Raw genomic sequence first — 19,913 nt, forward strand, 5'->3', positions numbered from 1 at the left:
GAAAACGGTTCGGTTCAGACTTGGCGCGAGCGAGGATTTTTCATATTTGGCGTGATAGAAGACCGGCAGGCGATAGCCGAGGCCGGCCTCAAGACGGTCCCATAGCTCAACTGGATAGAGTAGCGGATTTCTACTCCGCGGGTTGCAGGTTCGAGTCCTGCTGGGATCGCCATTCATCACTGGATCGACGAGGCCGATAGACCCGACTTGCGGTATCGGCCGCCCGCTCACCGGAGACGTCTTCAAGAGCCTCGCTGTTCTCGTCGATCCCGTGGACGATTTCGATTCGCGCGGCCGGAATTTCGGTGCCGCTTGATCGACGTGACGGACGCACAATTACCAACCCGTCTTGCTTCACGAATACGTGGGTACCCTCGCCCCGGTCTTTCAACCGGGCGGACGAACCCTATCTATGCGCCGGGCGACGTGCGCCCGATAGGGAATTCGATGCTGCCAACCGAGTGGACGAGAATGGCTATCGCATCTGCGGTTGCTGTGATCGCGATATCGTATTTGGCAATCGACGCAGGCGTCGTGAACTCCAGCGTGATCACACGGCGCATCGAGACGGCGCGGGCATCCATTGCGGACGCGGCCGCCAGCCAGCATCAACTCGCCTTCGCTGTTCGGGCGTGGGCGCGTCCAAGCCGCCAGAACGCGGACTCGGAGCCACGCTTGGAGCACTGCCTGGCGATCGATTGAGTCAGGCGCAGCACCAAATCAGTCGACGCCTGAGCCGCATTTCTTTGTTCACGGTCCGACTCCGCTTCGTTCCAAAAGCACGAATCGTCATCGCAAAAATCGGCCGCGCGCATTTATTAATACCGCGTTTCGCTCGCTCCGTTCGTTCATGCATCCAAGGTCACGAGCACGGGCCGCGACCGGTACGCGTCGATCGCGGCATTCGACAGCAGCAGCCTGCGCCGCTCGCCGCGCAGCATCATGCGATCGATCCTGTTCAGGATGAAGCGGGCTGAATCATTCGGCTCGCCGGTGAGCAGGCCGGATTGGTCGAGATATTTCCAGGCGATTTCGAAAGACTGCGCGCGTAATTCGGGGTCTGTCATGGCCGGCCAACGTCGGCGGGGAACGGATGTTCCTAACCGTGCAACGTCAGTCCGGCGCGACGACATGCGCAGCGCCGCGGAACGAGATCACGACCATGACGTTGGCTGCAACGGAATGGAGTGGTGCCGACCCGCCAGCCCCGGTCGGCCTTGAAGGGCCCCGTGCTTGTCCCCCGAGCACGGGGCTTTCTCATGCAGGCCAACCAGCGTCCCGACCTCGGCCGGCCATTGACGCGAGATCTCGCCGAGGATGCGATTAGTCCGTCTGCTCGTCGCGCCGGTCGCGGGCCAGCTGATGCCAGGCCAGAGCCAGTTGGATCAGCCTCTGCCGGTCGGCGCCGTCGGCGGACGCCGCGGCCCGCTTCATCGCCGCCTCGGCTTCGTGCTGTGGGTCGTACTTGGGACACATGAGGCCGAACCTAACCGACCGATATGGACGGGCTCATGGCAATTTCGTCCGTATGAATGCGGGGTAGTTCTCTCGTCGTCCGGCCCCCCAGGACGCATCTGTGAACTGCGTCACAGCCTGTCCCCGGCGTCTCGGCTAAACATCGCTTTAACCGCTCGCACCGCCGCGAGAGGGCATGGGTGGTCCGTCATGACACAGGAAGCAGCAGCCGAGGCTCACGTCCCGACGCGACGCGCAAGGCCCGACCTGTTCGGCGCCACGTTTCTTGCCACCATCGGTATCGTGATGCAGGCCTGGTCTGGGCCGCGATCGCGTTCTTCAACTGGCTGGTGTGACGCGCGAAGCGATCAGTATCGCTTCAGCAAACAATACGTTGCCCAGACAAAAAGAGGCGGGCCCGCGCCCGCCTCCTTGTTTCAGATCTTGCCGGGAGCCTCAGTAACACGCGCGAGGATCGGCCTGCACATACTGGCCGCTCGGATAGCGGTAGTAGCAATTGCCCTGGGCCAGATAATAGCCGGGCCGCGAGGCAGCCGTGGCGCCGGCGATCGCGCCGGTGGCGCCGCCGATCACCGCACCTGCGGCCGCGCCCGAGGCGTTGCCCGAGATCAGGCCGCCCAGCACGCCGCCGACGATGGCGCCGCCAAGCGCGCTTGCGCCGGGATCAGCCGGTGGCGGAGGCGGCGGCGGTTCGTAGGCGACGGGAGGCGGCGCCGGGGCATAGGCCACCGGCATGTCGTCGATGTAATCCTCGGAGATGTAGGCCGGCGGGCCGGCCATCCGCTGCGGATAATAGTACCAGACGCCGCCGACGTCCCACCACCAGCCGGACCGGCCGTTGCGGACCTCGTGGCGCCAGCGCCCGCCGTCCCAGGCGCGATTGCCGCGATAGACGTGTCCGCCCCAGTCGCGCTCCGGTGCGGGGCCCCTGGCGTAATTGCGTCCGGGCGGCGGCCCGCCTGCTCCGTGCGGGCCGGGACCAGGGCCGCCGGCATGGGGCTGGCCGCCGGGCTGTTGCGCGGGCCGGGCCGCCTGCTGCGGCGGAGGTCCCTTGCGCATGTTCTGATTGTTCTGGGGCGGCGCACCGGCGCCGGGCCCCGCAGGCGCCTGGGCCGGGGGTCTTGGCGGCAATGAGTCCTGTGCCTGCGCCGAAAGCGCGACAAGGGACATGGCCGAAACCAAGGGAATAATGATCTTCATGCGGCTGGACGCACTCATGCGTGCTTGACCCCCTACTCTCGCGATTGCCGTGGTGCCTAGCGCGATAGACGATTCGCCTCGCGCCTAGCTGATGCCGGCGGACATAACTGACCTGCTTTGGTCGGCCAAGTCCCGTTACAAATGATTAAGATCACGGCAATTTTCGGCCCTGGGGAGGCGGCTGGAACCGTCCTAGCGCGCCGGCTCGATCACATTGCAGTTGCTCCGCCCCGACATCAGGCAGTCCTGCATCTTGCTGGCCGCGGTGAGATCGCGGGCGAGCCACCAGCCGACACCGAGGATCACGAGCGCGATGATCAATCCGGCAATCGCGCCGCGACGGTTGTCGCCGGATTGAGGCTTTGCGAGGGATTTGGGCTTTTTGCCCGGTTCGGACTCGGGTTCGGATTTGGACTCAGACTTGGACATGACTGGCCGATCGCAGGGGTGAGCCGGCTTTACCACCTCTGCGACGTCGCGTCACATCCCGGTCGATCGTTCAGCCCCGGGTCTGCCGGATCGCATCCTTGCGCGAGGTTTCGACCGCCGGTGTGGCCCGCGGTGCGCAGGTCGTCAGCAAGAATGCGGTCTGGGTGCATTCCCAATCCGCGCCGAGGACGGCACTTTCGACCGGCTTCGGGCGGCCGAGCAACAGTGCGATGCCGGCCAGGGCGACCACCGCGACGGCGATTGCGAGCGCCTTCGGGCTCAGTCGGAAGATCATCATGCCCGTGCTCCGTCTCGTACCGGGCGGACGCTAGGCGCCGCTCCGTGTGGTCCTCTATGAAGGACATCACAATTCGGCAGTTTTTTCGGGTTACGAGAGATCGTCGGTGGTGGCGATTTTTCGTCTACCTGATCGGCTGCTATTATGGGTGGCTTCGCGACGCGCGCCGATGTACACGCTTCTGCGTCGCGTGGCGCCCGCTATGCCCAGCCGACGTACCAACAGGCAATGATGTAAGATCGGAAGCGAGGAAGACAAGGCTCGTCGATGAGTGGATTCAGGGAACCCGGCTTCGCAGACCGGCAAAAGGCGGCGCAGGACGCGCGCAAAAATCTTTTGAACAAATTCAAGTCGCAGCCCGGGTTGGATGACCCGGCGGTGGCGGCACGTCGTGCTGAGCGCGAGGCGCTTGCGGCCAAGCGCGCCGAGGCAAAGGCCGCGCGCGAAGCCGAGAAGGCCGAGCAGAAGCGCCTTGCGGAAGAAGCTGCAGCCGCCGAAGCGGCGCGTATCGCCCGCGAAGCGGAAGAAGCAATCGCTAGGCAGGCTGAGATCGAGGCCGAGCAAAAGGCCAAGCGCGACGCCCGCTACGCGGCCCGTAAGGCCAAGCGGAAGTAACGTTCGCAAGTAACGTTCAACTCACGTCAGGTTCAACTGAAGTTGAACTGAAGCATCGCCGGGGCGGTCCATGTGACCGCCCTCGGACTTTCAAGCGCGCGTCTGCCTTCGCGGACGCCGCCACGACGGCGGAAGGTCAGTTCTTCTTCATCATCCCGTCGTCCTTCTTCATCCCGTCCTTCGACATGTGGTCCTTCTTCATGCCGTCGTCCTTGGACATGGTGTCCTTCTTCATGCCGTCCTTGGACATAGTGTCCTTCTTCATCATGCCGTCTTCCTTGCCCATCTTGTCCTGGGCAAAAGCGGCCGGCGACAGCGCGAGGCCCAGCGACAGAGCGGCAGCCGAGACGCCGAGCACGATGCGGGTGCGAATGGTCATGAGTGATTTCCCTTCGAGATGGTGTTTGTCAGCGACGGACGCCGCTATCTGATCTCGACGGATTGCCCGCTGGCGTTGTTACGCGCCCACTGACAAAATTTCTGCGGGCCGGGTACGCAAGCGGTAAGTGTGCACCGCAGCAAAGTCGGCACTTGCCGCGGCATTCGGTCTCGAACTATCAGATGAGAGAATATTGGGTGAAAGACCGGCTAGGATGGACTACGCGCCGGTCTCAAGGACCCAGCCCACCTCACACCAAACAAGAACCGGCCAAGACCGTCCAAGGGGATACCGCCATGCTCACGCGCCGTCATCTGATCGCGACCGCCGTCGCCGCACCCGCCATTCTTCGCTTCGGCACTGGTACCGCGCATGCCGCGACCACGCTGAAGATCTCGCATCAATTCCCGGGAGGGACCATCGACAAGGGCGACTTCCGCGACCGGCTCTGCCGCATGTTCGCGGCTGAAGTCGCCAAGCGCAGCAACGGCGACATCGCCGCGGAAATCTATCCGAACTCCTCGCTGATCAAGACCAACGCGCAGTTCTCCGCGATGCGCAAGGGTGCGCTCGACATCTCGCTCTATCCGATGCCTTACGCCGGCGGCGAATTGCCGGAGACCAATATCGGCCTGATGCCCGGCCTCGTCACCACCTACGACCAGGGCCTGCGCTGGAAGAAGGAGCCGGTCGGCAAGGCGTTGACCGACTTCCTCGCCGACAAGGGCATCATCCTGCTCACCTGGGTGTGGCAGGCCGGTGGCGTCGCCAGCCGCTCCAAGCCGATCGTCGCCCCCGAAGATGCCAAGGGCATGAAGGTGCGCGGCGGCTCGCGCGAGATGGACATGGTGCTCCAGACCGCCGGCGCCTCGGTGCTCTCGGTGCCGTCGAACGAAATCTACGCGGCGATGCAGACCGGCGCCTGCGATGCCGGCATCACCTCCTCGACGAGCCTGATCTCGTTCCGGCTCGAAGAGGTCGCGAAATCGCTGACCTCCGGTGCGGGTGCCTCCTACTGGTTCATGCTCGAGCCGCTGATGATGTCGAAGGTGATCTTCGACAAGCTGCCGAAGAACCAGCAGGACGTCCTGCTCGCGGTCGGCACCGAGCTCGAAGCCTTCGGCCGCAAGGGCGCGCAAGACGACGACATCGAGGTCGCCAAGGTCTACGAGAAGGCCGGTGCCAAGGTCAGTGCGCTCGATGCCGCCACCGTTGGCAAATGGCGCGACATCGCCCGCGACACGGCGTGGAAGGACTACGGCGCCAAGACCGCGACCGCCGCCAAGCTGCTCAAGCTCGCCTCCGACGTCAGCGCATGAGCCACGGTCCGCTTTCGGATCGTGACGACCAGGCGAACGCTGCCGCAAGGACCGGCCTTGCGGCGGCGATCGACCGCGGCCTCGCCATCCTCAACAGAATCATTGTCGTGTTCGCAGCGATCGCGCTGATCGCGGCCTGCGCCATCCTGAGCTACAGCGTGCTCAGCCGCGCTCTGTTCAAGGCCGCCAATTACTGGCAGGACGAGGCCGCCGTATTCCTCTTGGTCGGCGCCACCTTCATGACGGCGGCCTATGTGCAGCAGAACCGCGGCCATATCGGCATCGAGGCCTTTGTCGGCCTGCTGTCGCCGCTCGCGAACCGGATCAGGCTCTGGCTGGTCGATGCCGCGACGTTCCTGTTCTGCGCCTTCTTCACCTGGAAGTCCTGGACGCTGACCCATGAAGCCTATGTCGACGGCCAGGTCTCGAACTCGATGTGGTCGCCGCCGCTCGCCATTCCCTATTCGCTGATGGCGCTCGGGATGAGCCTGCTCTGCATCCAGATCCTCGTGCAGCTTGCGCTGCCTTTCGCAGGAGCCAGGCGTCCATGAGCGTCTTCGGTATCGGCCTCGCCTACGGTATCGCGACGCTGGTCGTGATGTTTTCAGGCATGCCGATCGCGTTCGCGCTCGGCGCGGTCGCGGTCGTGTTCATGGGCATCTACATGCCGGCGGCGTCCCTGGATACGGTGACGCAGAACGTCTACGAGGAAATGGCCTCGATCACGCTGCTGTCGATCCCGCTCTTCATCCTGAAGGGCGCCGCGATCGGCAAATCGCGTGCCGGCCAGGATCTCTATTCGGCCCTGCATGCCTGGCTGCATCGCGTACCCGGCGGCCTCGGCGTCGCCAACGTGTTCGCCTGTGCGCTGTTTGCGGCGATGGCGGGCTCGAGCCCAGCGACCTGCTCGGCGATCGGATCGGCCGGCATTCCCGAGATGCGCAAGCGCGGCTATTCCGGCGGTTTTGCCGCCGGCATCATCGCCGCCGGCGGCACGCTCGGCATTCTGCTGCCGCCCTCGATCACGATGATCCTGTTCGCGGTCGCCGCCGAAAAATCGCTCGGCCGGCTCTTTCTGGCCGGCATCGGCCCCGGCCTGCTGCTGGTCTCGCTGTTCGGCGCCTATGCGGTGATCCGCTTCCGCCAGGAATATGCCGCGGCCCAGGCAATCTACGAGAAAGGCGGCCCTGAAGCCGCGATCCTGGCCCGCGACGAATACACGCTCGCCGAACGCTTCAGCGTGCTGCCGCGCGTAATCCCCTTCGTGCTGCTGCTCACCGGCGTCATGATCGCGCTCTATGGCGGCTATGCGACGCCATCGGAAACCGCCGGCCTCGGCGGCCTCCTCGCGCTGGCGCTGATCGCGGCGATCTACAGCGTGTGGCGACCGAGCGACCTCGCCCCGATCATGATGTCGACGATCCGGGAATCGACCATGCTGATGATGATCATCGGCATGTCGCTGCTCTATTCCTACGTGATGAGCTACCTGCACATCTCGCAATCGGTCGCCGAATCCATCGTCGCGATGCACCTGCCGCGCTGGGAGCTGCTGTTCGCGATCCTGGTCATGGTCGTCGTGCTCGGCTTCTTCCTGCCGCCGGTCTCGATCATTCTGATGACCGCGCCGATCATCCTGCCGCCGCTCCGCGCCGCCAATTTCGACATCATCTGGTTCGGCGTGGTCATGACCATCGTGATGGAGATGGGGCTGATCCATCCACCGGTGGGATTGAATATCTTCGTCATCCGCAACGTCGCGCCGGACATTCCCCTGCGCGAGGTGATCTGGGGCACCCTGCCCTTCGTGCTGCTGATGATGCTGGCGGTGCTGCTGCTGTGCTTCTTCCCGGGAATCTCGACCGGGCTGCCGGACCTGGTGATGGGGCCGGACGGGAGCAGGTAGAGGCGATCGCAATTGCCGTAGGGTGGGCAAAGGCGCGTAGCGCCGTGCCCACCATCTCTCTGCGATCCCGCTAAGAATGGTGGGCACGCTTCGCCTTGCCCACCCTACGAGTTCATCGATTACGACTCGCTCTTCCGCCGCGACTTCGGCGCGATCGCCACCACCTGCAACAGATCCTTGCGCACGGCCTCGATGTGCTGCTCCAGGAAGCGACAGGCCTCCTCGACCTCCTGCGCGCGACAGAGCGCGATCAGATGGGCGTGCTCCTTCTCGGCCGTCCCCATCGCCTTGGTGTTGGAGAGCTGGAGGCGCGTGTAGCGGTCGCTGGTCTGGAGCAGTGACAGCACGATCGCGCGCGTGCGCGGCTGCGGGGCGTGAACATAGAGCGCCATGTGGAAGTCGGCGTTGAGCTGCCCCCATTCGCTGACGTTGCGCGCCTTGATCGCCTTCTCGAACTCCTTGTGGATGTCGTCGAGCCCTTCGAAATCATCGCCGGTGAAACGCGGCGCCGATTGCGCCAGGAGGCGCGGCTCCAAAATCCGGCGCAGATCGAACACGTCGTTGATCTCGTCCAGCGACAGCTCCGAGACGATCGCGCCCTTCTGCGGGACGATGCGCACCAGGCCTTCGGCCTCGAGTTGGAACAGCGCTTCGCGCACCGGGATGCGGCTGACGCCATAGGCCTCGCCAAGCGCGTCCTGCCGTAGCTGCGAGCCGGCCGGATAGGTGCCGTCGAGGATCGCCTGCCGGAGCTGGTCGACGATCGCGGCCGACAGCGTGCGATGCTTCAGAGGCTGTTTCATCTGACCTTCTGTTGTCCTTCCCGACTCATCCGGCCGAAGCGGTCCCTCTCTTGCATGTTGCGGGGCCCGGCAAAAGCCGGCGCCCAGCAAAAGCGCGTCCTGCCGCCGAAATGACCGCAATCTCCGTTTGACACGCAAAATGTATAAATTATACATTTGCCGATAGCACGAGATTTCTCAGGGGTCGGGGCCGCTTTCATGATCGAGCAGACGATGCCGGCCACGCGCGCATTCAGCGTTCGACACATGGTCGTCCGCGCGTCCAGTGGCCTGCTCGCCGTCGAGCGCGTCGCGCTGATGGGCCTGATGTACCTGCTCACCGGCCTGATCCTGGTGAACGTCGTCACCCGCTACGCGCGCTTCCCGATCTACTGGATCGATGAATCTGCGGTCTATTGCGTGGTCTGGCTGACCTTCGTAGGCGCCTCCGCGATGACGCGGCTGCGGCTCGATTTCGCTGTCACCATGCTGACGGAACGTCTTTCGCCGCGGCACCAGAAGATCGCAAAGGTGATCTCGACCGGCATGGTTGTCGTGTTCGGCATCGCGCTGATCGTGACCTGCGCGCTCTGGATGGACCCGATTGGTCTCGCGCGCGCCGGCTTCGACGGGCGCAAGCTCGCGGCCGAAACCTTCAACTTTCTCTACACCGAGCACACCCAGACGCTGAACTGGCCGACCTGGGTGCTCTATTTGACGCTGCCGATCTTCGCGGTCTCGATGACCATCCACGGCCTCGCCAACATGCTGGAAGATCTCGAGCTGGTCCCGCGCACGCCGCCGAAGGGCTTTGCGCTCTCCGAACTCGACGGGGTCAACTGATGATCACGTCAGCCGCCTTCGTCGCGATCATGCTAATCGGCGTGCCGATCGGACTCTGCCTGTGCCTCGCCGGCCTCGTCTACATCGCAGCGTCCGGCAATCCGGTGCTGTTCCAGTCCTATCCGCTCCAGCTGTTCGGCGGCGTCGACAGCTACGGCCTGATCGCCATCCCGCTCTTCATCCTGATCGGCGAGATCATGAACGGCGGCGGCATCACGCGGCGCATTGTCGACATGGCGATGGCCTTCGTCGGCTCGCTCAAGGGCGGGCTCGCCTACGTCAACATTCTCGCCAACATGTTCATCTCCTCGATCCTGGGATCCGCCACCGCGCAGGTCGCGATCATGGCGCAGATCATGGTCCCGGAGATGGAGAAGAAGGGCTACGACAAGACCTTCGCCGCGGGATTGACCGCCTATGGCGGCATGCTCGGCCCGATCATTCCGCCATCGGTGATGTTCGTGGTCTACAGCGTGCTGGCGCAGGTCTCGGTCAGCGACATGCTGATCGCCGGCATCGTGCCGGGCGTCATCCTCACGGTGATGTTCTGCCTCGTCATCGCGCTGATGGGATATGTCTACAACTATCCCCGCGCGGATTATCAGACGCCGCGCCAGCGCGTCATGACGATCCTGCGGACGTCACCCACCCTGCTGATTCCGATCGTCATCGTCGGCACCATCCTCAGCGGCCTCGCCAATGCGACGGAATCCGCTGCGGTCGGCGCGGTCGCCGCGGCACTCGTCGGGAAATACTGGACCAAGGAATTCGAGTTCTCGCAGCTGCCGCAGATGATGCTGCGCAGCGCCATCTATTCGGCGATCGTGCTGTTCCTGGTGGCAGCCGCGGCGGTGTTCTCCTGGGTGCTGATCTTCGGCAAGGTGCCGCAGGAAACCGCTGGCTGGATCCAGTCCGCCGCCAAGGACCCGGTCAGCTTCATGCTGATCTGCAACGTCATCCTGCTGATCATCGGCACTGTCATCGACGGCATTCCCGGCCTGATCATGACGGTGCCGATCCTAGCTGCCGGTCGCAACCGACGTCTACCACATCGATCCCCGGCATTTCGGCGTCGTGGTGGTGATCAACCTCGTGCTCGGCCTGCTGTCGCCGCCGGTCGGGCTCTGCTTCTTCGTCGCGGCCGCCGTCACCGGCGCCAAGCCCGGCAAGATGTTCATGGTGACGCTGCCCTTCTTCGTCATCTCCTGCGTCCTGCTGGTGCTGCTCTCACTCTACCCGTCGCTCTCGCTGATCCTCATCAAATAGGCCCGTTCAAAAGGAAGCCCGACCATGCCGCTTTCACGCCGCCGCTTTCTCACCGCCAGCGCCGCCGCATCGGTGTTCGCGCCCTCGCTGGCGCTTGCCCAGGCCAAGGAATTCCGGCTCGGCCTGATCACGCCGAACGGCCATTCCTGGAACAAGGCGGCGCTCAAGTTCGGCGACGATCTCAAGGCGGCCACCAACGGCCGGCTCACCCTGACCGTGTTCCATTCCGGCCAGCTCGGCAACGAGCCCGCGATGATGCAGCAACTGCAGTCCGGCGCGCTCGACATGGGCTTCATCCAGGCCGCCGAGCTCGGCTCGCGCGTCCCGCACATCGCTGCGATCAATGCGCCCTACATCGTCCGCTCGACGCCTGCGGTCGCGAAATTCGTGCGGCATCCGGCGGCAGTGAAGCTGTTCGATGTGCTGCCGCAGGAGACCGGCACCATCGGCCTCGGCTGGGGCATCACCGGCATGCGCGCGGTGTTCTCCTCGAAGGACCTGAACTCGCTCGCCGACATCAAGGGCATGAAGCTGCGCATCAACCCGACGCCGGTCTATCGCGACTTCTATTCCTCGCTCGGCGCCGCGCCGACGCCGATCCCGACCCCGCAGGTGTTCGACGCGATGGCCAACGGCCAGGTCGACGGCCTCGAGGCCGATCTCGAATTCTCCTGGAACCAGCGCTTCGACAAGGTCTCGAAGGTGATCCTGCAGATGAACGCCGTCTTCATGCCGATGGCCGCGGTCGTTTCCGGCCGGGTCTGGCAGACGCTCCCCGCAGCCGACCGCGAGCTGATCGCCAAGACGGTGAAGTCGACGCTGGACGCGCAGATCGACGAGTTGGCCTCCAACGAGCCCGCGCTGATCGAGAATTTCAAGAACGCGCCGATCCCGATCCGCCAGGTCCCGCCCGGCGACACCGAGGCCGTCATCGCCGAGTTCGACAAGATCTGGCTGCCCAAGGCCCCTGTTCTCGCCGAGCTGCGCAAGGTCGGCGCGACGCTCTGATACCACCTGCCATCCCATTCACCACAGCCGGCGGCCCCAGCCCCCCGCCGGCAAACTCACTTGGAGTCAATTCATGAGCCGCCGCGTTTCCTGGGAAGGCGTCTTCCCGGCCGTCACCACGCAATTCCACGACGATCTCTCGCTCGACATCGACGCGACCGCCAAGGTGATGGACGGTCTGATCCGCGACGGCGTCTCCGGCCTGATCGTCTGCGGCTCGGTCGGCGAGAACACCTCGCTGGAGCGCAAGGAGAAGGTCGCGATCATGGAGACGGCGAAATCCGTCGCGAAAGGCCGCGTGCCGATCCTGTGCGGCATCGCCGAGTTTACCACGGCCTTCGCGGTCGAAACCGCCAAGGAAGCCGCGCGCGTCGGCATCGACGGCGTGATGGTGATGCCGGCGCTGGTCTATTCGTCCAAGCCGCACGAGACCGCCGCGCATTTCCGCGCGGTTGCGAGCGCGACCGATCTGCCGGTGATGCTCTACAACAATCCGCCGATCTACAAGAACGACGTCACCCCCGACATCCTGGCCTCGCTCGCCGACGTCGAGACCGTGGTCTGCTTCAAGGATTCCTCGGGCGACACGCGGCGCTTCATCGACACCAGGAACATGGTTGGCGACCGCTTCGTGCTGTTCGCAGGGTTGGACGACGTCATTGTCGAGAGCATCGCCATGGGCGCGGTGGGCTGGGTCTCCGGCATGTCGAACGCCTTCCCGAGGGAGGGCGAGACGCTGTTTCGTCTTGCCAAGGCCGGCCGCTTTGCAGAAGCCATGCCGATCTACGAATGGTTCATGCCGCTGCTGCACCTGGACGCGCGCCCCGACCTCGTCCAGTGCATCAAGCTGTGCGAGCACATCATGGGCCGCGGCACCGCGCTGACCCGCCCGCCCCGCCTCGCGCTGCTGCCGCAGGAGAAGGCTGAAGTCGAGGCGATGATGGCCAAGGCGCTCAAGAACCGGCCTCGCCTGCCGGATGTCGGGCTGAAGGCGGCCTGACCTTACGACGCTCTCTCCACCGTCATTGCGAGCGAAGCGAAGCAATCCAGAGTCTTTCCGCAGAAGCAGGCTGGATTGCTTCGCCGCTTCGCGCCTCGCAATGACGGAGAATTAGGAGGCCGCGCGCTTCTTCTTCGCGTTCAGCGCGGAGGCTACGCGGCTCACAGGCGGCTTGCCCAGCACGCCGCTCATCTCGTTCGTGGCCGCCAGCAGCTTGTCCATGTCGACGCCGGTCCTGATGCCCATGCCTTCGAGCATGTAGACGACGTCCTCGGTCGCAACGTTGCCGGTCGCGCCCGGCGCGTAGGGGCAGCCGCCAAGGCCGCCGGCGGCAGCGTCGATGACGCGCACGCCCTCTTCCAGTCCGGCATAAAGATTGGCGAGCGCCTGGCCGTAGGTGTCGTGGAAATGCATCGCGAGTTTTGCGGGCGGGATGTTGGCGCTGACCGCGCGCAGCATCTCCTTGGCCTTATCAGGCGTGCCGACCCCGATGGTGTCGCCAAGCGAGATCTCGTAGCAGCCGAGCTCCCACAGCGTGTTGGCGAGATCGGCGACCGCCTTCGGCTTGATCTCGCCGTCGAACGGGCAGCCCAGCACGCAGGAGATATAGCCGCGGACCCTGACGCCATCCGCCTTGGCGCGCGCCAGCACCGGCTTGAACCGTTCGATGGACTCCGCGACCGTGCAGTTGATATTGGCGCGCGAAAAGCCTTCCGACGCCGCCGCGAACACCGAGACGACTTGCGCGCCGGCAGCGCGCGCGGCGTCGTAGCCCTTCTCGTTCGGCACGAGCACGTGGAATTCGGCGCCGTTGACGTGGCTGACACCGCGTAGCACGGCATCGGAACTCGCCATTTGCGGGATCGCCCTTGGCGAGACGAAGGCGCCGACCTCGACCGTGGTGAGGCCAGCGGCTACGAGCGCCTCGATGAAGGCGATGCGGGCCTCGACGCTGACGGGCGTCTTCTCGTTCTGGAGGCCGTCGCGCGGCCCCATTTCGATGATGCGGACCGGATCGCTCATCTCACTCTCCCGATGGCTCGACCACGGCGAGCTCGACGCCCTCCTGGACGATGTCGCCGACCTTGCATTTGATCGATTTCAGCACGCCGGCATAGGGCGCGCGCAGCGTCTGCTCCATCTTCATCACTTCCAGCGTGAGGATCGGCGCGCCCTTGTCGAGCTTGGCGCCCTCCTCGGCCAGCACGGCGACGACGGTGCCCGGCAGAGGCGCCGCGATCTTGTCCTCGCCGACATGCTCTTCGCTCTCGCCGCCGAACGGATCGACCCAATGCAGGTCGAAGCGGCCATTGCGTGTGCGCAAATACAGCTCATGGCCGTCGATCACGGCTGCGACCGAGGACTTGACGCCATCAAGCGTCAGATCGAAGCCGCCATCCTTCGGCACGACGACAAACGCTAGTTCGCGCTCGCCGGTCACCAGCGTCGAGGGGCCGCTGCCGTAGTTCAGCGTGATCTTTTGTTCAGGTCCATGGCCGACGCGGAAGGCAAAGTTGCGCTGGCGGCGGCCGACCGGCATCCAGCCAAAGGTCTGCCAGGGCGAACTCGCCTCGTCTTGCGCGGCCTGCCGCTCGTCGTTGACGATCGCGGCGACTGCCGCGCAAAGCTCGAGCTCGCCGGGCGCCGGCGCGGCCTGCGTCAGGCCCGCCAGCTCGCGCTCGATGAAGCCGGTATCGATCGCATTGGTCCGCACCTTCGGATGCGTCATCAGCGCCGACAGGAACGGGATGTTGGTCACGATGCCGCGGACGTCGGAGTCTTGCAGCCCGCGGTTCAGCCGCTCGATCGCGACGTCCCGCGTTGGCGCCCACGCGATCATTTTTGCGAGCATGGCATCGTAATAGGGCGAGACCGTATCGCCTTCGCGATAGCCGGCGTCGATGCGCAAGCCGCCGGCTTCCGCCGGCAGCCGCCAGGTCGAGATCCTCCCGACCGACGGCATGAAGTTCTTGGTCGGATTTTCCGCGTAGACGCGCGCCTCGACCGCATGGCCGTTGAGCTTGATCTCGTCCTGCTTCAGCGGCAGCGCCTCGCCGAAGGCGACGCGCAGTTGCCACTCGACCAGATCGATGCCGGTGATCAGCTCGGTCACGGGATGCTCGACCTGGAGACGCGTGTTCATCTCGATGAAGAACACATCCTTGCCGTCGGAGACGAACTCGATCGTGCCGGCACCGACATAGTTCACCGCGCCGGCCGCCTTTCGCGCGGCGGCGCAGACGGTCTCGCGCTGGGCAGGATTGAGCGTCGGCGACGGCGCCTCCTCGATCACCTTCTGGTGCCGGCGTTGCAACGTGCATTCGCGCTCGAACAGCGACAGCAGATTGCCGTGGCTGTCGCCGATGATCTGCACCTCGATGTGGCGGGGATTGTCGACATATTTTTCGATCAGCATGCGGTCGTCGCCGAACGCGGCCTTGGCCTCGCGCTTGGCGCTGACGATCGCCGGTCCAAGCTCGTCCGCCGAGCGCACGATGCGCATGCCGCGGCCGCCGCCGCCGGCGGACGCCTTCACCAGAATCGGGAAGCCGATCTTGTCCGCCGCCTTCGAAAGCGTCGCGTCGTCCTGGGCCTCGCCGTGATAGCCGGGCACCAGCGGCACGCCGGCCTTCTCCATCAGCGCCTTGGAACCGGACTTCGAGCCCATCGCCGTCATCATCGCGGCGGTCGGGCCGACGAACACCAGGCCCGCCTCCAGGCACGCCCGCGCGAACTCGGCATTTTCGGACAGGAAACCGTAGCCGGGATGCACGGCCTCCGCGCCGGTCTTTCGCGCGGCCTCGATCAACCGCTCGACACTGAGGTAGCTGTCGCGGGCCCGCGCCGGACCGAGCAGCACGGCCTCATCCGCGAGCGCGACATGCATCGCGTCGCGGTCGGCCTCGGAATAGACCGCGACCGTGCGCAGGCCCATGGCTCGCGCGGTGCGGATGACGCGGCAGGCGATCTCGCCGCGGTTGGCGATCAGGAGCGTGCGAAAACGCCGGTAGAGCATTGAACGGTCCATCGCATCACATCCTGAACAGGCCGAATTTCGTAGGCTCGATCGGCGCATTCGACGCCGCGGAAAGGCCGAGGCCGAGCACGAGGCGCGTGTCGGCCGGGTCGATCACGCCGTCGTCCCACAGGCGCGCGGTCGCGTAATACGGGTGCCCCTGGCTCTCATATTGCGCGCGGATCGGCTCGCGGAACTTGTCTTCCTCTTCTTTCGACCAGCTATCGCCCTTGGCCTCGATGTTGTCGCGGCGGACCTGGCTCAGCACCATCGAGGCCTGCTCGCCGCCCATCACCGAGATGCGCGCGTTCGGCCACATCCACAGGAAGCGCGGCGAGTAGGCGCGGCCGCACATGCCGTAATTGCCGGCGCCGTAGGAGCCGCCGATCACGACGGTGAATTTCGGCACCGAGGCGGTCGCCACCGCCGTGACGAGCTTGGCGCCGTCACGCGCGATGCCGCCGGCCTCGTACTTCTTGCCGACCATGAAGCCCGTGATGTTCTGCAGGAACACCAAGGGAATGCCGCGCTGGCAGCACAGCTCGATAAAGTGCGCCCCCTTCAACGAGCTTTCGCTGAACAGGATGCCGTTGTTGGCGATGATGCCGACCGGATAGCCCCAGACATGAGCGAAGCCGCAGACCAGCGTCGTGCCGTAGAGCTTTTTGAACTCGTCGAACTCCGACCCGTCGACGATACGTGCGATGATGTCGCGGACGTCGAACGGCTTTCTACCGTCGACCGGCACCACGCCGTAGATCTCTTCCGCGGCAAACAACGGATCGCGCGGCTTGTGCATGTTGAGGTTCGGCCGCACCGATGGCTTCAGCGTGCCGACGATGCGCCGGGCGATGCCGATCGCATGGGCGTCGTTCTGGGCGTAGTGGTCGGTCACGCCCGATTGCCGCGAATGCACGTCGGCGCCGCCGAGCTCCTCGGCACTCACCACCTCGCCGGTCGCGGCCTTCACCAGCGGCGGACCGCCGAGGAAGATGGTGCCCTGGTTGCGCACGATGATGCTTTCGTCTGACATCGCGGGGACATAGGCGCCGCCGGCGGTGCAGGATCCCATCACGATCGCGATCTGCGGGATGCCCTGCGACGACATCTGGGCCTGGTTGTAGAAGATGCGGCCGAAATGGCGCTCGTCCGGAAAGATCTCGTCCTGGAGCGGCAGGAAGGCGCCACCGGAATCGACCATGTACACGCAGGGAAGGTTGTTCTGCCGCGCCACGTCCTGCGCGCGCAGATGCTTCTTCACCGTCATCGGATAATAGGTGCCGCCCTTGATGGTGGCATCGTTGGCGACGATCACGCATTCGCGGCCCGCGATGCGCCCGACACCGGTGATGACGCTCGCCGAATGCACGTCACCGCCATAGAGGCCGTACGCCGCGAGCGGCGACAGCTCCATGAACGAGGTGCCGGGATCGACCAGCAGGTCGACGCGCTCGCGCGCCAGCATCTTGCCGCGCGAGGTGTGGCGGTTGCGCGAGACCTCGCCGCCGCCGCCGGCGACCTGGCTCAGTTTTTCGCGCAAGTCCGCGACAAGCCCGCGCATGGCCTCGGAATTGCGCGCAAAGTCCGATGAAGACGTATCGATGCTGGAATGGAGCGGCATGTTGATTCCAATGTGGTGAAGGTTTTAGGCCGTCTCGGACATCAGCTCGCGGCCGATCAGCATGCGACGCACCTCCGAGGTGCCGGCGCCGATCTCGTAGAGTTTCGCGTCGCGCCAGAGACGTCCGACCGGGAATTCGGAGGTATAGCCGACGCCGCCCAGCGCCTGGATCGCCTCGCCGGCCATCCACGTCGCCTTCTCCGCGGAATAGAGGATCGCGGCCGCCGCATCCTTGCGCAGCGTACGGGCGTGGTCGGCCCTGTCGCAGGCGCGCCCGACCGCGTAGACATAGGCGCGCGCCGACTGCCAGGTCGCATACATGTCGGCGAGCTTGCCCTGCATCAGCTGGAAGTCGCCGATCGGCTGGCCGAACTGCTTGCGCTCGTGCATGTAGGGCACCACGGCGTCCATGCAGGCCGCCATGATGCCGAGCGGACCGCCCGACAGCACCGTGCGCTCGTAATCGAGGCCGGACATCAGCACCTTGACGCCCTCGCCGACCTTGCCGAGCACGTTCTCTTCGGGCACCTCGCACTCGTCGAAGAACAAGGGATAGGTGTTGGAGCCGCGCATGCCGAGCTTGTCGAGATGCTGGCCGTGGGTGAAACCCTTGAAACCCTTCTCGACCAGGAACGCGGTCATGCCGCGCGGGCCCGCCTCCGGATCGGTCTTGGCATAGACGACCAGCACGTCGGCGTCGCCGCCATTGGTGATCCACATCTTGGAGCCGTTGAGCACGTAACGGTCGCCGCGCTTGTCGGCGCGCAGCTTCATCGAAACGACGTCGGAGCCCGCGCCAGGCTCGGACATCGCGAGCGCGCCGACATATTCGCCGGAGATCAGCTTTGGCAGATAGCGCGCGCGCTGCGCGTCGTTGCCGTTGCGGCGGATCTGGTTGACGCAGAGGTTGGAATGCGCGCCGTAGGACAGCCCCACGGCGGCGGAGCCCCGCGAAATCTCCTCCATGGCGACGATATGGGCGAGATAGCCCATGCTGGAGCCGCCATATTGCTCCGGCGCGGTCATGCCGAGCAGGCCGAGGTCGCCAAAGCGCTTCCAGAGGTCGGCCGGGAACAGATTGGCCTTCTCGATCTCGGCGGCGCGCGGGGCGATCTCTGCCTCCACGAAGGCGCGCAGCGTGTCGCGCAGCATGCCGATGTCTTCGCCCAGATCGAAATCGATGCTCGGGATATTCAAGGCGATTCCTCCGTATTCTTGTCGGGTCCGAACCTACCCCTGCCCGGGCGCCCCAGCGGTCGAAAAGGTTGCATTTTCCGCCAAGTTTGGCGAGGATTTTTCATGCCTTTTCAAGCCGCGACCGCGACGCCCCGCCGCGCCATGACCCCAGCCGCCTTCGTCCGCGGCGTGGTTGCCGCTTATGCCGTTTACCGACGGGATCCAGCGGAAGCATTGGGCAAGGGGCAGGTCAGCGAGGACCTCGTTCGATCCCGGGACGGCCGGGTGACGGCGGCCCAGTTCGAGGCGCTGGCCGGCCACGCCATGCGCGAGCTCGACGACGAGGCGCTCGGCTGGTTCTCGCGCCGGCTGCCTTGGGGAACCTATGGCATGCTGTGCCGCGCCTCGATCACGGCCCCCAATCTCGAAGTCGCGCTAAAGCGCTGGTGCCGGCATCATCGCCTGCTGACCGAGGACGTGCTGTTCGAGCTCTCGCTTGGTGATGAGACCGCGACCATCTCCATTCGCGAGCAGCGCGACCTTGGCCCGTTGCGTGAATTCTGCCTGGTCACCCTGCTCCGCTATGTCCTCGGCTTCTCCTGCTGGGCCGTCGATTCCGCGATCGCGCTGCGTGCGGCCGAGTTTCCCTATTCCGAGCCGGGCCACGTCTCGGTCTATCCGACGATCTTCTGCAGGCATTTGAGCTTTGATGCGGATGGCGCCCGCATCGTCTTCGACAAGCATTATCTCTCTCTGCCGCTGACCCGCAGCCCCGCCGATCTCGACAGCATGCTCAAGGGCGCGCTGCGGCTCACCGTGCTGCCCTACCGGCGCGACCGGCTGCTGGTCGAGCGGGTCCGCCGCGTGCTGCGCAATGCACGCGGACGCATCCTCGGCGCCGAGGATGTCGCAAGCGAGCTGGCGCTCTCCACCCGCACCATGCATCGGCGCCTGCGCGAGGAAGCGACCTCGCTGCGCGATCTCAAGGAAGAGGCAAAGTTCGAGCTCGCCAAGCAGGAGCTGATGCGCGGCCGCGCCCCTATCAAGCGGATCGCGGAGATCGCCGGCTTCCGCAACGAGAAGAGTTTTTCGCGCGCCTTCCGCACCTGGACCGGCGCCAGCCCGCGCGAATTTCGCGACCGGTATCGCTGAGGCCTGCAAGCAAGCACGGCCTCCGCGATCGAACGCAGAGGCCGCACCAATTACGCCGGAATTGGCGATCGCAACTTAGTTCGAGGACGCATTCTTGCGCGGACGCGCCTTGGTACGCGACTGCGGCTGCTTCGGCTGGAAGGCGAGCGCATCGTTGCTGGTCTTCGCGCCGGCGGCCTGCGCGCACATGCCGCCGATGCCGCCGGAAGCGGCCCGGCAGGCTTCCATCGTCGGATAGCCGCAGCCGTGTGCAGCCTGGGAGCCGTTGGTGATGCAATAGTCGTCCGCCTTTGCGGCCGGAGCGGTGATCAAGAGAAACGCAGAGGCGAACAGCGTCGCAGCGGATGCGACGAACGTCTTCGAGGTCGAGGTCATGTTGTCTTTTCCTGCTTCAGGGTCCCACAAAAGCATCCCCAGCGTGCGACGC

At 65.0% G+C, this 19,913-nt stretch carries 20 protein-coding genes, 1 tRNA gene and 1 pseudogene; 10 read left to right on the forward strand and 12 right to left on the reverse strand.

Going from position 1 to position 19,913, the window contains the following annotated elements:
- Positions 1-95 precede the first annotated feature (95 nt).
- Positions 96-172 (forward strand) — tRNA-Arg (locus BJ6T_RS25725).
- 238 nt (positions 173-410) lie between these two features.
- Here BJ6T_RS25725 and BJ6T_RS47985 read toward each other — a convergent pair.
- From BJ6T_RS47985 to BJ6T_RS25745, 5 genes are all read right to left on the reverse strand, one after another.
- On the reverse strand, positions 411-584 hold the full coding sequence (locus BJ6T_RS47985) for a hypothetical protein (protein WP_014495426.1): 174 nt from the start codon (positions 582-584) through the stop codon (positions 411-413).
- 264 nt (positions 585-848) lie between these two features.
- The gene (locus tag BJ6T_RS25730; RefSeq protein WP_225894886.1) at positions 849-1,133 is read right to left on the reverse strand and encodes a hypothetical protein; all 285 of its coding nucleotides are present in this window, start codon (positions 1,131-1,133) and stop codon (positions 849-851) included.
- A 778-nt stretch (positions 1,134-1,911) separates the two neighbouring features.
- Entirely contained in the window at positions 1,912-2,694 is a 783-nt protein-coding gene (locus BJ6T_RS25735; RefSeq protein WP_014495429.1) for a hypothetical protein, read from the reverse strand.
- 174 nt (positions 2,695-2,868) lie between these two features.
- Positions 2,869-3,105, reverse strand: coding sequence for a hypothetical protein (locus BJ6T_RS25740; protein ID WP_014495430.1), 237 nt, complete (start codon positions 3,103-3,105; stop codon positions 2,869-2,871).
- Between the two features lie 70 nt (positions 3,106-3,175).
- On the reverse strand, positions 3,176-3,403 hold the full coding sequence (locus BJ6T_RS25745; protein WP_014495431.1) for a hypothetical protein: 228 nt from the start codon (positions 3,401-3,403) through the stop codon (positions 3,176-3,178).
- Positions 3,404-3,670: 267 nt separating this feature from the next.
- On the opposite strand from BJ6T_RS25745, the gene BJ6T_RS25750 reads away from it, so the two are divergent.
- Positions 3,671-4,018, forward strand: coding sequence for a DUF6481 family protein (locus BJ6T_RS25750; protein ID WP_014495432.1), 348 nt, complete (start codon positions 3,671-3,673; stop codon positions 4,016-4,018).
- A gap of 136 nt (positions 4,019-4,154) precedes the next feature.
- Here the strand turns inward: BJ6T_RS25750 and BJ6T_RS25755 are convergent, their stop codons facing one another.
- Positions 4,155-4,397, reverse strand: coding sequence for a pentapeptide MXKDX repeat protein (locus BJ6T_RS25755; protein WP_014495433.1), 243 nt, complete (start codon positions 4,395-4,397; stop codon positions 4,155-4,157).
- A gap of 296 nt (positions 4,398-4,693) precedes the next feature.
- Between BJ6T_RS25755 and BJ6T_RS25760 the strand changes: the two genes are divergently transcribed.
- The 3 genes from BJ6T_RS25760 to BJ6T_RS25770 are packed head-to-tail and all read left to right on the forward strand — an operon-like array spanning position 4,694 to position 7,622.
- Positions 4,694-5,716 (forward strand): TRAP transporter substrate-binding protein, encoded by a 1,023-nt coding sequence (locus tag BJ6T_RS25760; protein WP_014495434.1) that lies wholly within the window; start codon positions 4,694-4,696, stop codon positions 5,714-5,716.
- Positions 5,713-6,267 carry a TRAP transporter small permease gene (locus BJ6T_RS25765; RefSeq protein ID WP_014495435.1) on the forward strand — a complete coding sequence of 185 codons (555 nt, stop codon included), beginning with the start codon at positions 5,713-5,715 and terminating at the stop codon, positions 6,265-6,267. Before BJ6T_RS25760 ends, BJ6T_RS25765 begins: the two co-directional genes overlap by 4 nt.
- Positions 6,264-7,622, forward strand: coding sequence for a TRAP transporter large permease (locus tag BJ6T_RS25770; protein WP_014495436.1), 1,359 nt, complete (start codon positions 6,264-6,266; stop codon positions 7,620-7,622). The genes BJ6T_RS25765 and BJ6T_RS25770 overlap by 4 nt, the downstream gene beginning before the upstream one ends.
- A 119-nt stretch (positions 7,623-7,741) precedes the next feature.
- On the opposite strand, the gene BJ6T_RS25775 is transcribed toward BJ6T_RS25770, so the two are convergent.
- Positions 7,742-8,425, reverse strand: a complete 684-nt coding sequence (locus tag BJ6T_RS25775; protein WP_014495437.1) for a GntR family transcriptional regulator — start codon at positions 8,423-8,425, stop codon at positions 7,742-7,744.
- Positions 8,426-8,638: 213 nt separating this feature from the next.
- Between BJ6T_RS25775 and BJ6T_RS25780 the strand changes: the two genes are divergently transcribed.
- From BJ6T_RS25780 to BJ6T_RS25795, 4 genes and pseudogenes are all read left to right on the forward strand, one after another.
- Positions 8,639-9,247, forward strand: coding sequence for a TRAP transporter small permease (locus tag BJ6T_RS25780; RefSeq protein ID WP_014495438.1), 609 nt, complete (start codon positions 8,639-8,641; stop codon positions 9,245-9,247).
- Positions 9,247-10,513: pseudogene (locus BJ6T_RS25785) on the forward strand (TRAP transporter large permease). The gene BJ6T_RS25780 and the pseudogene BJ6T_RS25785 overlap by 1 nt, the downstream one beginning before the upstream one ends.
- Before the next feature lie 24 nt (positions 10,514-10,537).
- Positions 10,538-11,521, forward strand: coding sequence for a TRAP transporter substrate-binding protein (locus tag BJ6T_RS25790; protein ID WP_014495440.1), 984 nt, complete (start codon positions 10,538-10,540; stop codon positions 11,519-11,521).
- A gap of 73 nt (positions 11,522-11,594) precedes the next feature.
- Complete coding sequence (locus BJ6T_RS25795; protein WP_014495441.1) at positions 11,595-12,521, forward strand: dihydrodipicolinate synthase family protein; 927 nt, start codon at positions 11,595-11,597, stop codon at positions 12,519-12,521.
- Between the two features lie 111 nt (positions 12,522-12,632).
- Here the strand turns inward: BJ6T_RS25795 and BJ6T_RS25800 are convergent, their stop codons facing one another.
- Genes BJ6T_RS25800 through BJ6T_RS25815 form a run of 4 tightly spaced genes read right to left on the reverse strand, consistent with a single transcriptional unit; the run spans position 12,633 to position 18,310 of the window.
- Positions 12,633-13,544, reverse strand: a complete 912-nt coding sequence (locus BJ6T_RS25800) for a hydroxymethylglutaryl-CoA lyase (RefSeq protein WP_014495442.1) — start codon at positions 13,542-13,544, stop codon at positions 12,633-12,635.
- A gap of 1 nt (position 13,545) precedes the next feature.
- Positions 13,546-15,549 carry an acetyl/propionyl/methylcrotonyl-CoA carboxylase subunit alpha gene (locus tag BJ6T_RS25805; protein WP_014495443.1) on the reverse strand — a complete coding sequence of 668 codons (2,004 nt, stop codon included), beginning with the start codon at positions 15,547-15,549 and terminating at the stop codon, positions 13,546-13,548.
- A 4-nt stretch (positions 15,550-15,553) separates the two neighbouring features.
- Positions 15,554-17,158: a carboxyl transferase domain-containing protein gene (locus tag BJ6T_RS25810; RefSeq protein ID WP_014495444.1), complete on the reverse strand. Its 1,605-nt coding sequence runs from the start codon at positions 17,156-17,158 to the stop codon at positions 15,554-15,556.
- Positions 17,159-17,182: 24 nt separating this feature from the next.
- The gene (locus tag BJ6T_RS25815; protein ID WP_085971460.1) at positions 17,183-18,310 is read right to left on the reverse strand and encodes an isovaleryl-CoA dehydrogenase; all 1,128 of its coding nucleotides are present in this window, start codon (positions 18,308-18,310) and stop codon (positions 17,183-17,185) included.
- 147 nt (positions 18,311-18,457) lie between these two features.
- Here BJ6T_RS25815 and BJ6T_RS25820 point away from each other — a divergent pair, with 147 nt between their 5' ends.
- The gene (locus BJ6T_RS25820) at positions 18,458-19,486 is read left to right on the forward strand and encodes an AraC family transcriptional regulator (RefSeq protein WP_014495446.1); all 1,029 of its coding nucleotides are present in this window, start codon (positions 18,458-18,460) and stop codon (positions 19,484-19,486) included.
- A 75-nt stretch (positions 19,487-19,561) separates the two neighbouring features.
- Here BJ6T_RS25820 and BJ6T_RS25825 read toward each other — a convergent pair whose 3' ends face one another.
- Complete coding sequence (locus BJ6T_RS25825; protein ID WP_028169539.1) at positions 19,562-19,861, reverse strand: DUF3551 domain-containing protein; 300 nt, start codon at positions 19,859-19,861, stop codon at positions 19,562-19,564.
- Positions 19,862-19,913 lie beyond the last annotated feature (52 nt).

It is taken from the genome of Bradyrhizobium japonicum USDA 6 (assembly GCF_000284375.1).
GTDB classification, from domain to species: domain Bacteria; phylum Pseudomonadota; class Alphaproteobacteria; order Rhizobiales; family Xanthobacteraceae; genus Bradyrhizobium; species Bradyrhizobium japonicum.

Bases quoted from the DNA above. Each gene is read 5' to 3' on its own strand.
- BJ6T_RS25820 (WP_014495446.1), top strand. From the start codon at position 18,458: ATGCCTTTTCAAGCCGCGACCGCGACGCCCCGCCGCGCCATGACCCCA.
- BJ6T_RS25775 (WP_014495437.1), bottom strand. From the start codon at position 8,425: ATGAAACAGCCTCTGAAGCATCGCACGCTGTCGGCCGCGATCGTCGAC.
- BJ6T_RS25740 (WP_014495430.1), bottom strand. From the start codon at position 3,105: ATGTCCAAGTCTGAGTCCAAATCCGAACCCGAGTCCGAACCGGGCAAA.
- BJ6T_RS25805 (WP_014495443.1), bottom strand. From the start codon at position 15,549: ATGGACCGTTCAATGCTCTACCGGCGTTTTCGCACGCTCCTGATCGCC.
- BJ6T_RS25765 (WP_014495435.1), top strand. From the start codon at position 5,713: ATGAGCCACGGTCCGCTTTCGGATCGTGACGACCAGGCGAACGCTGCC.
- BJ6T_RS25750 (WP_014495432.1), top strand. From the start codon at position 3,671: ATGAGTGGATTCAGGGAACCCGGCTTCGCAGACCGGCAAAAGGCGGCG.
- BJ6T_RS47985 (WP_014495426.1), bottom strand. From the start codon at position 584: ATGGATGCCCGCGCCGTCTCGATGCGCCGTGTGATCACGCTGGAGTTC.
- BJ6T_RS25795 (WP_014495441.1), top strand. From the start codon at position 11,595: ATGAGCCGCCGCGTTTCCTGGGAAGGCGTCTTCCCGGCCGTCACCACG.
- BJ6T_RS25815 (WP_085971460.1), bottom strand. From the start codon at position 18,310: ATGCTGCGCGACACGCTGCGCGCCTTCGTGGAGGCAGAGATCGCCCCG.
- BJ6T_RS25745 (WP_014495431.1), bottom strand. From the start codon at position 3,403: ATGATGATCTTCCGACTGAGCCCGAAGGCGCTCGCAATCGCCGTCGCG.
- BJ6T_RS25730 (WP_225894886.1), bottom strand. From the start codon at position 1,133: ATGTCGTCGCGCCGGACTGACGTTGCACGGTTAGGAACATCCGTTCCC.
- BJ6T_RS25780 (WP_014495438.1), top strand. From the start codon at position 8,639: ATGCCGGCCACGCGCGCATTCAGCGTTCGACACATGGTCGTCCGCGCG.
- BJ6T_RS25760 (WP_014495434.1), top strand. From the start codon at position 4,694: ATGCTCACGCGCCGTCATCTGATCGCGACCGCCGTCGCCGCACCCGCC.
- BJ6T_RS25735 (WP_014495429.1), bottom strand. From the start codon at position 2,694: ATGAGTGCGTCCAGCCGCATGAAGATCATTATTCCCTTGGTTTCGGCC.
- BJ6T_RS25800 (WP_014495442.1), bottom strand. From the start codon at position 13,544: ATGAGCGATCCGGTCCGCATCATCGAAATGGGGCCGCGCGACGGCCTC.
- BJ6T_RS25790 (WP_014495440.1), top strand. From the start codon at position 10,538: ATGCCGCTTTCACGCCGCCGCTTTCTCACCGCCAGCGCCGCCGCATCG.
- BJ6T_RS25825 (WP_028169539.1), bottom strand. From the start codon at position 19,861: ATGACCTCGACCTCGAAGACGTTCGTCGCATCCGCTGCGACGCTGTTC.
- BJ6T_RS25755 (WP_014495433.1), bottom strand. From the start codon at position 4,397: ATGACCATTCGCACCCGCATCGTGCTCGGCGTCTCGGCTGCCGCTCTG.
- BJ6T_RS25770 (WP_014495436.1), top strand. From the start codon at position 6,264: ATGAGCGTCTTCGGTATCGGCCTCGCCTACGGTATCGCGACGCTGGTC.
- BJ6T_RS25810 (WP_014495444.1), bottom strand. From the start codon at position 17,158: ATGCCGCTCCATTCCAGCATCGATACGTCTTCATCGGACTTTGCGCGC.